This window comes from Streptomyces sp. NPDC006529 (assembly GCF_040611795.1).
Lineage (GTDB): Bacteria > Actinomycetota > Actinomycetes > Streptomycetales > Streptomycetaceae > Streptomyces.
Map to the genome: position 1 here is coordinate 148759 of NZ_JBEXPB010000001.1, position 12948 is coordinate 161706.

At 70.4% G+C, this 12948-nt stretch carries 11 protein-coding genes and 2 tRNA genes; 3 read left to right on the forward strand and 10 right to left on the reverse strand.

What is annotated here, in order from left to right; all coding sequences use genetic code 11:
- Positions 1-89: 89 nt before the first annotated feature.
- Together ABZY31_RS00695 and ABZY31_RS00700 are read right to left on the reverse strand one after the other, a co-directional pair.
- Positions 90-986, reverse strand: a complete 897-nt coding sequence (locus ABZY31_RS00695) for a rhomboid family intramembrane serine protease (protein ID WP_356403109.1) — start codon at positions 984-986, stop codon at positions 90-92.
- A 42-nt stretch (positions 987-1028) separates the two neighbouring features.
- The gene (locus ABZY31_RS00700) at positions 1029-1556 is read right to left on the reverse strand and encodes a peptidylprolyl isomerase (protein WP_356403111.1); all 528 of its coding nucleotides are present in this window, start codon (positions 1554-1556) and stop codon (positions 1029-1031) included.
- A gap of 190 nt (positions 1557-1746) precedes the next feature.
- Between ABZY31_RS00700 and ABZY31_RS00705 the strand changes: the two genes are divergently transcribed.
- On the forward strand, positions 1747-2442 hold the full coding sequence (locus ABZY31_RS00705; protein ID WP_356403114.1) for a DUF5324 family protein: 696 nt from the start codon (positions 1747-1749) through the stop codon (positions 2440-2442).
- Between the two features lie 78 nt (positions 2443-2520).
- Here the strand turns inward: ABZY31_RS00705 and ABZY31_RS00710 are convergent, their stop codons facing one another.
- Together ABZY31_RS00710 and ABZY31_RS00715 are read right to left on the reverse strand one after the other, a co-directional pair.
- Positions 2521-3057, reverse strand: coding sequence for a LysM domain-containing protein (locus ABZY31_RS00710; protein ID WP_356403117.1), 537 nt, complete (start codon positions 3055-3057; stop codon positions 2521-2523).
- 336 nt (positions 3058-3393) lie between these two features.
- A tRNA-Ala gene (locus ABZY31_RS00715) sits at positions 3394-3466 on the reverse strand.
- Between the two features lie 159 nt (positions 3467-3625).
- Here ABZY31_RS00715 and ABZY31_RS00720 point away from each other — a divergent pair.
- On the forward strand, positions 3626-4174 hold the full coding sequence (locus ABZY31_RS00720) for a DNA-binding protein (RefSeq protein ID WP_356403119.1): 549 nt from the start codon (positions 3626-3628) through the stop codon (positions 4172-4174).
- A 55-nt stretch (positions 4175-4229) separates the two neighbouring features.
- Positions 4230-5366: a serine/threonine-protein kinase gene (locus tag ABZY31_RS00725; protein ID WP_356403121.1), complete on the forward strand. Its 1137-nt coding sequence runs from the start codon at positions 4230-4232 to the stop codon at positions 5364-5366.
- A gap of 14 nt (positions 5367-5380) precedes the next feature.
- Here ABZY31_RS00725 and ABZY31_RS00730 read toward each other — a convergent pair whose 3' ends face one another.
- The 6 genes from ABZY31_RS00730 to gyrB form a co-directional block, all read right to left on the reverse strand.
- The gene (locus ABZY31_RS00730) at positions 5381-6712 is read right to left on the reverse strand and encodes a hypothetical protein (RefSeq protein WP_356403123.1); all 1332 of its coding nucleotides are present in this window, start codon (positions 6710-6712) and stop codon (positions 5381-5383) included.
- A gap of 114 nt (positions 6713-6826) precedes the next feature.
- Positions 6827-6961 carry a DLW-39 family protein gene (locus tag ABZY31_RS00735; protein WP_208809277.1) on the reverse strand — a complete coding sequence of 45 codons (135 nt, stop codon included), beginning with the start codon at positions 6959-6961 and terminating at the stop codon, positions 6827-6829.
- A 180-nt stretch (positions 6962-7141) separates the two neighbouring features.
- Positions 7142-7215 (reverse strand) — tRNA-Ile (locus tag ABZY31_RS00740).
- A 94-nt stretch (positions 7216-7309) separates the two neighbouring features.
- A complete protein-coding gene (locus ABZY31_RS00745; protein WP_356403126.1) occupies positions 7310-7930 on the reverse strand; it encodes a DUF3566 domain-containing protein in 621 nt (206 codons plus the stop codon).
- Between the two features lie 2 nt (positions 7931-7932).
- Entirely contained in the window at positions 7933-10527 is a 2595-nt protein-coding gene (gene gyrA, locus ABZY31_RS00750) for a DNA gyrase subunit A (protein WP_356403128.1), read from the reverse strand.
- Between the two features lie 40 nt (positions 10528-10567).
- The gene (gene gyrB, locus ABZY31_RS00755; RefSeq protein ID WP_356403131.1) at positions 10568-12628 is read right to left on the reverse strand and encodes a DNA topoisomerase (ATP-hydrolyzing) subunit B; all 2061 of its coding nucleotides are present in this window, start codon (positions 12626-12628) and stop codon (positions 10568-10570) included.
- Between the last annotated feature and the right edge of the window lie 320 nt (positions 12629-12948).

A 12948-nucleotide genomic window follows, 5' to 3' on the forward strand; every position in this document is an offset into this window, starting at 1 on the left:
GAAGATCTGTGGATAACTCTGTGGAGAGTTGACGCCGGTGTGACTTTTCCGGGGTGGCGGACGGGTGGTCGAGGGCCCGTAAAAGGGCCTCAGACCAGCTCTGATGTCCGCAGGAGCACGACGGCGACCGCCAGCAGGAGCACGGCCGCGCAGGTCCCCCACTGGACCAGCGCCCGCCGCTTCCCGGTCGAGGCCGCGGGCGCCAGCATGCCCAGACCGACCAGCGCGCCGGTCACCAGCCCGCCGATGTGGGCTTGCCAGGAGATCTCCCCGGTCCCTCCGATCGGGACGAAGGTCAGCAGCAGCATCAGCAGGACCATCACGGCGATCGGGCGCATGCTGTACCGCATCCGCCGCATCAGCACGACGGTGGCGCCCAGCAGCCCGAAGATCGCCCCGGACGCGCCCAGGGTCGGCATGTTCGGCGGGGTCAGCAGGTAGACCAGCGCGCTGCCGCCCAGCCCGGACAGCAGGTACACGGCGAGGTAGCGGGCCCGGCCGAGGGCCGCCTCCAGCGGGGCCCCGAGGAACCACAGGGCCGTCATGTTGCCGATGATGTGCCACCACTGCTCGTGCAGGAAGACCGAGGTCAGCAGCCGGTGGTACTGGCCGGTGGACACGCCTTCCAGCGGGCCGCCCAGATAGTCGACGTACCGGCCGATCAGCTCCAGCGGGGCCAGCACCGCGGGGGCGACGAGGGCCGCGAGGAACACCGCGACGTTGATCCCCACCAGGATCCGGGTCACCAGCGCGGTGTCCGCGGCCACGGCGCCGCCCGCGAGGGTGCGCGGGGTGTTCGCCGACGCGGAGTGGCCCGTACCGGAGCCGCCGCGGACGCATTCGGGGCACTGGAACCCCACCGAGGCGCTGATCATGCAGTCGGTGCAGATCGGGCGCTCGCATCGGGCGCACCTGATCCCGGTCTCCTGGCCGGGGTGCCGGTAGCAGCCCGGGACCCGTCCGGTGCCGGTGCGGTCGCTGTCCATCGGTTCCCTCCGTCGAACGCGGTCCCGTGCGTCGGGTGCGGGTCAGCGCTCCTCGATCACCACGGCCTTGATGATCACGTCCTCCACGGGACGGTCGGTGCGCGGGTTGGTCGCCCCGGAGGCGATGGCGCTGACGACGGCCTGGCTGGCCTTGTCGGTGATCTCGCCGAAGATCGTGTGCTTGCGGGTCAGCCAGGCGGTGGGCGCGACGGTGATGAAGAACTGGGAGCCGTTCGTGCCCGGCCCGGAGTTGGCCATGGCCAGCAGGAACGGCTTGGTGAAGGCCAGGTCGGGGTGGAACTCGTCGGCGAACTGGTACCCGGGACCCCCGGTGCCGTTCCCCAGCGGGTCACCGCCCTGGATCATGAAACCGCTGATCACCCGGTGGAAGACGGTGCCGTCGTAGAACGGTTCGGTGGTCTTCTGGCCGTCGGAGGGGCGGGTCCACTCGCGCTCGCCCTTGGCCAGTTCCACGAAGTTCCGGACGGTTTTCGGGGCATGGTTCGCCAGCAGCTCGATCTCGATGTCGCCCTGGTTCGTCTTGAGGGTGGCGAAAAGCTTCGCGGCCACGAATCTGCCTTCCATCGTCATCACTACTGGTCGGCCGAATCTTCCCACGGAGTGCCGCACGAGGAGGAAATAGGCCACTCGGATGCCCTGTCGCCATGCCGCGGTGCGGCATCACAGGCATGATCCGGGAAAGGGTGGAAAGGTGAACCGTGTCCGCCGAACCGTGTCCGCCACCAAGGAGGAGGATCCCGTGACCCGCAAGGACAGCGTGCACGCCGCGGCCGAGAGCGCGAGGGACAGCATGCGGCACGCAGCCGAGGTGGTGGCGCCGTACGCGGGAACCGCCAAGGACGCCGCCGCCCACTACGCCCACGAGGCGAACGTACGCCTGTCACCGAAGGTTGCGTACGCCGCCGGTGAAGCGGCCCGCCAGGCCCGCACGGCCTATGACAGCCATCTGCATCCCCGCGTGCTGTCGGCGCGCGCCCACGTGCCGCCGAACGTCGACCGGGCGGCGACCCGCGCCGTGGTCCAGACCCGCAAGGCCGCGCGGCAGGCGGCCGATTACACGGCGCCGAAGCTGGAGAGCGCGCTCGCGGCGGCGCAGCCGGTGGCCGAGGAGGCCGCTTCGCGGTCGACCGCCGCACTGGCCGCGCTGCGCGGGCAGGTGTCGGCCCAGGACGTGCAGAAGCTGGTCCGGCGCAACGAGCGCCGGGCGCGGCGCGGCCGCCTGTTCAAGGGCGTCGCGCTGGTCGGCCTGCTCGCCGGCGGGGCCTACGCCGCGTGGAAGTGGTGGGACCAGCAGTCGAACCCGGACTGGCTGGTGGAGCCGCCCGCCGCGACCGAGGTATCGGCGCGCGACGGCGAGGCGGCGGCGACCTTCGAGGAGGAGCTGGCGGCGAAGGAGCAGTCGGCGGCCGACGAGGAGCAGCAGCAGCAGCCGTAAGGGCGCGTGCGAGAACGGCGACGGGGCCCGGATCCGTGGGTGGATCCGGGCCCCGTCGTCATGTCACGCCGTCCGCGCTCAGTTGGGCAGGGTGAGCAGCATGCCCGGGCGGATCAGGTCGGGGTTGGAACCGACGACGCCCTTGTTCATGGCGTACAGCTCGCGCCAGCGGGCCTCGTTGCCCAGCTCGCGGCGGGCGATGGCGGAGAGGGAGTCCCCGGTCCGGACCGTGTAGGTGCGCTTCTTGGCCACGGGCCCGGGCTTGGCCGCCGCCGCGGCGGGCTGGTGGGGCGCGGCCGGCGCGGGCTTGGGTGCGGCCGCAGCGGGCTTCGGTGCGGCCGGCGCCGGTTTCGGTGTGGCCGTGCCCGGCTGCGGTGCGGGCGGCGCGGTCTTGGGCGGGGTGGCCGTCGGGGCGGCGGTGCGGGCCCGGTCCGCCATCCGGTCCGCGGCCTCCCTGGTCGCCGCGGCCGACGCGTCGCCGTACGTGGCGGTGCCCGCCGGGGCGCTCGACGCGGCTGCCCGGGCGGCGGCCTGCTGTTCGACCTGCTCCTTCACCTTCTCCGCGGCGTCGTGCGCCCTCTGCTTGTCGGACTTGAGGAAGTCGAAGATTCCCATGGTGTGAACGCCTCCGGCGTGGTGGGCCCCCCTGGCTCGATGCCCTCCCCACTCTCGGCCACGGCAGGCCGCCCGGCCGCGTGACTGGCCCGTCCGGGGGACGCCGGGAGCAGACACGAGAGCCCGCTCCCGGTGGCCGTCGCCCCGCTCCGACCCCGCCGCCGCCCGTGGGCCGCTCCCACAGCCGATGTTTCACGTGAAACGGCCGGTGTTTCACGTGAAACACCGGGCCGCTCGCACGGGTCCCGAAATCCCGTAGGCCCACAACCGGCCGCCCGCGCACAGCACGAAGCCCCCTTGACCGCGTTTACGCAGGTCAAGGGGGCTTCGTAAGGGTGGAGCCTAGGAGATTCGAACTCCTGACATCTGCCTTGCAAAGGCAGCGCTCTACCAACTGAGCTAAGGCCCCGGGAACGGACGTGGCTGTCCCCTCGAAAGGAGCAGCCGTTCCGCAGACCAGAGTACCGGGTGTACCCCCGTATCCCGCAAAATGATAGGGACTCCCGCCCCGCGACCACTCTCCGTAAGATGCACGCGAGGTTCGCACCAGCGAAGGGGAGTAGTAAGAGTGGACGCAGTACAGCAAGAGGCAACCGCCAGAGCCCGGGAACTTCAGCGCAGTTGGTACGGGGAGCCCCTCGGAGCGCTCTTCCGTCGGCTCATAGATGACCTCGGCTTGAACCAGGCCCGCCTCGCTGCCGTCCTCGGTCTGTCGGCGCCCATGCTGTCCCAGCTGATGAGCGGTCAGCGCGCCAAGATCGGGAACCCGGCCGTGGTGCAGCGCGTCCAGGCCCTCCAGGATCTCGCGGGCCAGGTGGCCGACGGCAGCGTCAGCGCGGCGGAGGCCACCGATCGGATGGACGAGATCAAAAAGACCCAGGGAGGCTCGGTCCTCAGCAACAGCGGTCAGACCGCGACCGGTTCGGGAGCCCCGACGGTCAAGCGGGTCGTCCGCGAGATCCAGTCGCTGCTGCGGTCGGTCTCCGCGGCCGGCGACATCATCGACGCGGCGGACACCCTCGCTCCCAGCCACCCGGAACTGGCAGAGTTCCTCCGGGTGTACGGAGCCGGACGCACGGCCGACGCCGTCGCCCACTACGAGGCGCACCAGAACTGAGACGCGCCGACGAGGAACCGACGGGCTGACGGATGACGGGGGGACGGGCGCAGCGATGGGTGAGGTCTTCGCCGGTCGGTACGAGCTGATCGACCCGATCGGCCGGGGAGCGGTCGGCGCCGTGTGGCGCGCCTGGGACCACAGGCGCCGCCGTTACGTCGCCGCCAAGGTCCTCCAGCAGAGCGACGCCCACACCCTGCTCCGCTTCGTGCGCGAGCAGGCCCTTCGCATCGACCATCCGCACGTACTGGCCCCGACGAGCTGGGCGGCCGACGACGACAAGGTCCTGTTCACCATGGACCTGGTCAGCGGCGGTTCCCTCGGCCACGTCATGGGCGACTACGGGCCCCTGCCGCCCCGCTTCACGTGCACCCTGCTCGACCAGCTCCTGTCGGGTCTGGCGGCGGTGCACGCCGAAGGTGTCGTCCACCGCGACATCAAACCGGCCAACATCCTGATGGAGGCCACCGGAACCGGACGGCCGCACCTGCGGCTGTCCGACTTCGGGATCTCCCTGCGCAAGGGCGAGCCCCGCCTGACGGCGACGGACCACGTGGTCGGCACCCCCGGCTACTTCGCGCCCGAGCAGCTCCTCGGCGCCGAACCCGATTTCTCCGCCGACCTGTTCGCCGTCGGACTGGTCGCCCTCTACCTGCTCCTGGGCCGCAAGCCCGACGCGCAGGCCCTGGTCGAACACTTCCTCGCCCACGGCACCCCGCACGCCCCGGAAGGGGTCCCCGCGGCCCTGTGGGACGTCATCGCCACTCTTCTGCAGCCGGACCCCGGAAACCGTTTCCGCACGGCCACAGGCGCTCGCAAGGCCCTTGCCGGGGCAGTGGAGTTGCTGCCCGCCCCCGCGCCCGACGAGGATCCGGTCGAGGTGTTCGACCAACTCGGCCCGCTCCCCGCCGGTTACGGCCCCCTCGGTCCGCACGACACGCCCCCGCCCCCGCCCCCGCCCGCCCCTTCGGCGACCGGCAGCTTCCACCTGCCCCCACCCCCGCACCCGCACGCGGACCCACCGGCCACCCCGCCCACGAACCCGACGGCCGCCCCGCACGCCCACCTCCCCGCGGCGCCCGCCCCCCGCGTCGGCCCGCTCCCCGCGCCCGGTCCGAAGGCCACCGCCACCCTGCTGCTGGCCGCCCTGGCGTGCTTCGCCGTGGGTCTCTGGGCCCTGACCCGGATCTAGGGCGCGCAATACGCCTAGGGCGTACGGGCGCCCCGCCGCGCCAGCAGCATCCATCCGCCCAGCACCGCCAGGAGCAGCGCCCCCGCCCCGAATCCGCCGGCGGCCACCGCCCGCATCGCCGAGCGGTTCCCGGCCGCGGCCCGCGCCTCCGGTGCCGTCAGCCCCTCGCGCGCCGCGCTCCGGTCATCGGCCCGGACCCCGAAGCCGCCCGCCGCCGGGTCCTGCGCGTACGGCGGCGCGGCCGCGGGGCCGCCCTGGACGGTCAGCCGCAGGGTCAGCGGCACGGGGGAGGCGTCCTCGGTGAACTCGCCGACCTTCCCGCTCATCGTCACGGCCAGGTAGTACCAGCCGGCCACCCGGACCGACCGCACCGACCGGTCGTCGGACAGCCGGTTCGCGTAGGCCACCGGCGGCGTCAACGCCAGTGCCGTGGCCGCCTGTCTGCCGTCGTACGGGGTGTCCTTGGCGCCGATCAGGCTCCGGTAGGGGCTGTAGAGGGAGACGCTCAGCCCGGCGTAGGCCGCCCCGTACTCCTTCGTCATCCGCGCGCCCGCCAGCTCCGCGCCGACCGCGAGCTGCCGGCCCCAGTCCAGGGGCACCCGGTACCAACGGGTCTGTCCCGGCCGCAGGTCGTCGCGCCAGACCCCCGCGCCGAGCGCCCGGGCGTCGTTGAAGCCGGTGCCGCCCGCCCGGGGCACCGGTTCGGTGCCGGGGACCGCGGGCGGGACCGACGGCCAGACCGAGGGCGCGGCCGTCGGCGCCGCGCCGGGGGCCAGGCCCGGTTCGCGCATGACCCGGAGTTCCACGGGCCACGGCGTCCGGTCGGCGTCCTTGGCTGCGGTCCGGGTCAGTTTCACGAAGTACACCCCGGCCGCCTGGCAGTCGGCGTCCTCGGCCTGCGTCCGGGAGCCCACCGCTGCGAGGGGCACGGGGTCGTCGCCGAAGGCGGCCCGGCCGGGGTTGCCGGGGCAGGCCTTCCCGGCGTTCGTCATGAGCGTGACCTCCACGCCGTCCGCGTACCCGACCTTCGCGCCGGCCGGGGGCCGCACGACGGCCGAGACGTACACGCTGGAGCCCGCGTCCAGCACCACCCGGTAGTAGCGCTCGCCGGGGGCCGCGGTGTCCTCGTACGTCGCCCCGGCGACCAGCGCCGGAGCGTCCGCCGTGGTCGCCGCGCCGGTGACCGCCTTCGCTCCGTCGGCGGGCCGGTACGCGGCCACCGCTCCCGGGCCGGCCGCCGCGCCGGCGGCGCCCACCGTTCCCACCAGGGCGGTTCCCGCCAGCAGCACAGCCGAGAACACCCGCACCATCACGCCCACCCACCCCGAGTTTGCCAGCGCAATCAACGATTTTGCATACCGCAACAGCCGGGGCCGGGGCAGCGCCGGACCGGCTCCGGAACAGCACGAAGCCCCGACCGCAGCGGCAGTCGGGGCTTCATGAGATCAATCTTCGGTCTCTCACACACCGGAACCAGAAGGCACGGAGTCAGTTGCCTCCGTCCACAGGTCCTGCTCGGCGCGGTCCGCCTGGATCTGGCGGTACACGAGGAGCCCGCCGATGGCGGCCAGTGCGACCAGGAGAAGCTTCTTCACCGCGCGACCTCGTCCTTCGTTGACGTTGGGGACTACTGGCGCCCGACTATACACACCGACCGATACCGATCGGTTACCTGGGAAGGCCCCCCGGCAGCCCAACGGCCGGACCCCGTCCGGGAGAAGACGGGAAACGAGAACGGTCCGGCGGAGAATCTCCGCCGGACCGAATCCGTACTGTGGGGCTAACAGGATTTGAACCTGTGGCCTCATCCTTATCAGGGATGCGCTCTAACCAACTGAGCTATAGCCCCTCCGCGCTGTGCGCTGACTTGATGAAGATTAGCGCACAGACCGGGTCAGTCCAAAATCCGCTGCGGGACGGCGTCCGCGCAGGTCATTCGCGGCTCATTCGTCCTCGGCGAGGGTCAGCTCGATGCCGCCCACGAAGCCCGCGGACAGGTTGTAGATGAAGGCCCCCAGCGTCGCCAGCGCCGTCGCGAGCACCACGTCGATGACCGCGATCACCGACGTGAAGATCAGGACCCGCGGCAGCGACAGGAACGACTGGAGGTCGAACCCGTTGCTCTCGTTGGACCCGGTGGCCTCGCTGATGGTGCCGCCGACCGTCGAGAAGACGCCCATGGCGTCCATGACCATCCACAGCACCACCGACGCCACGATCGTGCAGATGCCCAGCGCGATCGACAGCAGGAAGCTGACCTTCATCACCGACCACGGGTCGGCCTTGGCCACCCGCAGACGCGCCTTGCGCGTCCTGGGCGCAGTGCGCACGCCCGTCTGCGGCGGCCGCTGCGCCGCGCCGCGGGGAGCCCCCGGGCCCGAAGGCGCCGGGGGGACCTGCGACGGCTGGTGCTGCTGTGCGGGGCGGTTCTGCCCGCCCGCTGCGCCGGCCTGGGACTTCGGTCCTCGGGTGTCCGTCACGGTTCCCCCCTGGGAGTCCGCGGCGGGGCCACGGGCACCGTTCGCTCCGCTCTCGGCCGGTCCGGCGCCCGTGGCTCCACTCACGCTTACTCCTCGTGCTCCCCAGCCGAAGGCTGCGTGCCCTCGGCGGCCTCGGCGGCCTGTCCCTCGGCTTCCTCGGTCTCGTCGACCTCGTCAGCCTCCTGGCCCGCCTCGGCGTTACGAGCGATACCGACCACGGCATCGCGCTTGCCCAGGTTGATCAGCTGGACGCCCATGGTGTCACGGCCGGTCTCCCTGACTTCGTTGACGCGCGTACGGATCACACCACCGCTGAGGGTGATGGCGAGGATCTCGTCCGTGACGTCGACCACGAGCGCTCCGACGAGCGAACCGCGGTCTTCCACGATCTTGGCAGCCTTGATGCCCAGACCGCCACGTCCCTGGACACGGTATTCGTCCACGGGCGTCCGCTTGGCGTAGCCGCCGTCGGTCGCGGTGAAGACGAACGTACCGGGCCGGACCACGCTCATGGAGAGCAGTTCGTCGCCTTCACGGAAACTCATGCCCTTCACGCCCGAGGTCGCGCGGCCCATCGGGCGCAGCGCGTCGTCGGTCGCGGTGAAGCGGATCGACTGCGCCTTCTTGCTGATCAGCAGCAGATCGTCCTCGGCGGAGACCAGCTCGGCGCCGATCAGCTCGTCGTCGTTGCCGTCGCCCGTCTCCCGGAGGTTGATGGCGATGACACCACCCGAACGGGGGGAGTCGTAGTCCTTGAGCGCCGTCTTCTTCACCAGGCCGCCCTTGGTGGCCAGGATCAGGTACGGGGCGGCCTCGTAGTCGCGGATCGCGAGGATCTGCGCGATCTGCTCGTCCGGCTGGAAGGCCAGCAGGTTCGCCACGTGCTGGCCGCGGGCGTCGCGGCCGGCGTCCGGGAGCTCGTAGGCCTTCGCGCGGTAGACCCGGCCCTTGTTCGTGAAGAACAGCAGCCAGTGGTGCGTGGTGGAGACGAAGAAGTGGTCGACCAGGTCGTCCTGCTTCAGCTTCGTGCCGCGCACGCCCTTGCCGCCGCGCTTCTGCGAGCGGTAGTCCTCGGTCTTGGTGCGCTTGACGTAGCCGCCGTGCGTGATCGTGACGACGATGTCCTCTTCGGCGATCAGGTCCTCCATGGACATGTCGCCGTCGAAGGGCACCAGCTTGGAGCGCCGGTCGTCGCCGAACTTCTCGACGATCGCCGCCAGTTCCTCGCTGACGATCGAGCGCTGGCGCTGCTCCGAGGCCAGGATCGCGTTGTACTCGTTGATCTTGGCCTGGAGCTCGTCGTGCTCGGCGACGATCTTCTGCCGCTCCAGGGCCGCCAGGCGGCGGAGCTGCATCTCCAGGATCGCGTTCGCCTGGATCTCGTCGATCGACAGCAGGCCCATCAGGCCCTCGCGCGCGATCTCGACGGTGTTGCTGCGCCGGATCAGCGCGATGACCTCGTCGATCGCGTCCAGTGCCTTGAGCAGGCCGCGCAGGATGTGGGCGCGCTCCTCCGCCTTGCGCAGGCGGAAGCGCGTGCGCCGGACGATGACCTCGACCTGGTGCGTGACCCAGTGCCGGATGAACGCGTCGATCGACAGCGTGCGCGGCACCCCGTCGACCAGCGCCAGCATGTTCGCGCCGAAGTTCGTCTGGAGGTCGGTGTGCTTGTAGAGGTTGTTCAGCACGACCTTGGCCACGGCGTCGCGCTTGAGCACGATCACCAGGCGCTGGCCGGTGCGGGACGAGGTCTCGTCGCGGACGTCGGCGATGCCGCCGACCTTGCCGTCCTTGACCAGGTCGGCGATCTTCTGCGCGAGGTTGTCCGGGTTGGTCTGGTACGGGAGCTCCGTGACCACCAGGCACTGGCGGTTCTGGATCTCCTCGACCTCGACCACGGCGCGCATCGTGATGGAGCCGCGACCGGTGCGGTACGCCTCCTCGATGCCCTTGCGGCCCACGACCAGCGCGCCGGAGGGGAAGTCCGGGCCCTTGATCCGCTCAAGGAGCGCGTCCTGGAGCTCCTCGTGGGTGGCGTCGGGGTGCTCCAGCGCCCACTGCGCGCCGGCCGCGACCTCGCGGAGGTTGTGCGGCGGGATGTTGGTCGCCATGCCGACCGCGATGCCCGCGGAGCCGTTGACCAGGAGGTTCGGGAAGCGCGCCGGCAGGACCGTCGGCTCCTGGTTGCGGCCGTCGTAGTTGTCCTGGAAGTCGACGGTCTCCTCGTCGATGTCCCGGAGCATCTCCATGGCCAGCGGCATGAGCTTGCACTCGGTGTAGCGCATCGCGGCGGCCGGGTCGTTGCCCGGGGAACCGAAGTTGCCGTTGCTGTCCACGAGCGGCATGCGCATCGACCACGGCTGGGCCAGGCGGACCAGGGCGTCGTAGATCGAGCTGTCACCGTGCGGGTGGTAGGTGCCCATGACGTCACCGACGACGCGGGCGCACTTGTAGAAGCCCTTCTCGGGCCGGTAGCCGCCGTCGTACATCGCGTACAGCACGCGCCGGTGGACCGGCTTGAGGCCGTCCCGGACGTCGGGCAGGGCGCGCGAGACGATGACGGACATCGCGTAGTCGAGATAGGAGCGCTGCATCTCGGTCTCGAGCCCGACGGGCTCGATGCGCATGACGGGCTGCTCCTCCGCGGGGTTCGCCGCGGTGGGGGTGGTTTCGTCGGCCATTGCTGGTCAAAGATCCTTTCAGGCGGTCAGCTGAGCCGACTCAGATGTCGAGGAACCGGACGTCCTTGGCGTTGCGCTGGATGAAGGAGCGCCGGGCTTCGACGTCCTCGCCCATCAGCACCGAGAACAGGTCGTCGGCCTGCGCCGCGTCGTCCAGGGTGACCTGGCCGAGGACGCGGTGGTCCACGTCCATCGTGGTGATGCGCAGCTCCTCGGCGTTCATCTCGCCGAGACCCTTGAAGCGCTGGATCGAGTCTTCCTTGATCCGCTTGCCCTGGCTCTTGCCGAGTTCGACCAGGGCGTCGCGCTCGCGGTCCGAGTAGGCGTACTCGAAGTCGTCGCGACCCCACTTGATCTTGTACAGCGGCGGCCGGGAGAGGTACACGTGCCCCGCCTCGACCAGCGGCCGCATGAAGCGGAACAGGAAGGTCAGCAGCAGGGTGTTGATGTGCTGGCCGTCGACGTCGGCGTCCGCCATCAGAATGATCTTGTGATAGCGGAGCTTCTCGATGTCGAAGTCCTCGTGCACACCCGTACCGAAGGCGCTGATCAGCGCCTGGACCTCGGTGTTCTGGAGGATCTTGTCGATCCGCGCCTTCTCGACGTTCAGGATCTTGCCGCGGATCGGCAGGATGGCCTGGTACATCGGGTTGCGGCCCGACTTCGCGCTGCCACCGGCCGAGTCGCCCTCGACGATGAAGATCTCGCACTTCGCCGGGTCGTTGGACTGGCAGTCCGACAGCTTGCCCGGCAGCGAGGCCGACTCCAGCAGGCCCTTGCGGCGGGTCAGGTCGCGCGCCTTGCGCGCCGCGACGCGCGCCGTGGCGGCCTGGATCGCCTTGCGGATGATGTCCGCGGCCTCGTTCGGGTTCCGGTCGAACCAGTCGTTCAGGTGCTCGTGGACGACCTTCTGCACGAAGGTCTTGGCCTCCGTGTTGCCCAGCTTCGTCTTCGTCTGGCCCTCGAACTGCGGCTCGCCCAGCTTCACCGAGATGATCGCCGTCAGACCCTCGCGGATGTCCTCGCCCGCGAGGTTGTCGTCCTTCTCGCGCAGGAACTTCTTCTCGCGCGCGTAGCGGTTGACGAGACCCGTCATCGCCGCGCGGAAGCCCTCCTCGTGCGTGCCGCCCTCGTGCGTGTGGATCGTGTTCGCGAAGGAGTAGACCCCCTCCGTGTACTGCGAGTTCCACTGCATCGCGATCTCGACCGAGAGCATGCGCTCCTTGTCCTCGGCCTCGACGTCGATGACGGTCGGGTGGATCAGCTCGCCCTTGCGCGAGTTGAGGTACTTCACGAAGTCGACGATGCCGCCCTCGTAGTGGTACTTCACCGTGCGCGCCTGGGGCTCGGCCGCGTCCGCGTCCGGGTCGTCCGCGCCCGCCGTCGCCTTCGCCGACTCGCGCTCGTCCGTCAGCGAGAGCGTCAGGCCCTTGTTGAGAAAGGCCATCTCCTGGAAGCGGCGCGAGAGCGTCTCGAAGGAGTACTCGGTGGTCTCGAAGATGTCGCCGTCGGCCCAGAAGGTCACCGAGGTGCCCGTCTCGGACGTTTCCTCGTTCTTGGCGAGGGCGGCGGTCGGGACACCGAGCTTGTAGTCCTGGGTCCAGCGGTAGCCGTCGGTCTTGACCTCGACGGCGACCCTGGTCGACAGGGCGTTCACGACGGACACACCGACACCGTGCAGACCGCCGGAGACGGCGTAGCCGCCGCCTCCGAACTTGCCGCCCGCGTGCAGGACCGTCAGCACGACCTCGACGGCCGGCTTCCCCTCGGACGGCACGATGCCGACCGGGATACCGCGACCGTTGTCGACCACGCGCACGCCGCCGTCGGCGAGGATCGTCACGTCGATGGTGTCGGCGTGCCCGGCCAGGGCCTCGTCGACCGAGTTGTCGACGACCTCGTAGACGAGGTGGTGGAGCCCGCGCTCACCGGTGGAGCCGATGTACATGCCGGGCCGCTTGCGGACCGCGTCCAGACCCTCCAGGACCTGGATGGCACTGGCGTCGTACGAGGACGTGACCTCGCCGTTCTGGCCGACTGTGGACTGGTTGTCGTTGGGGTTGCCGGAATCGGCCACGAAGCGCCCTTTCTGGCACAGCACAGGCCGTACTCCGGGCCAGCAGTCATGCGAGCGGGAGCGGCTGCGTCAATCTGCGTTGTCAGCTTTTGTCGACTGGATCCCGCGAGGCGGCGGGATTCCCGTCAGTCTACCGGTACCACGGACATGAATGGGGGTTTGCCAGTACCTGAGTACGCATGTGCCGCCCTCAACCCTCACTCTCCGACTCCCCATATCCGGGCAGGGGCTCAAAGAGGCTCACACGGGCATCCAGCCCTTCGGGCTGTCAACCTCCCGCCACCGTGAGCGAGACCACTGGAAGGACCGCGCGGGGCGGCTTGCCACCACGCCCGCGCCTGCTC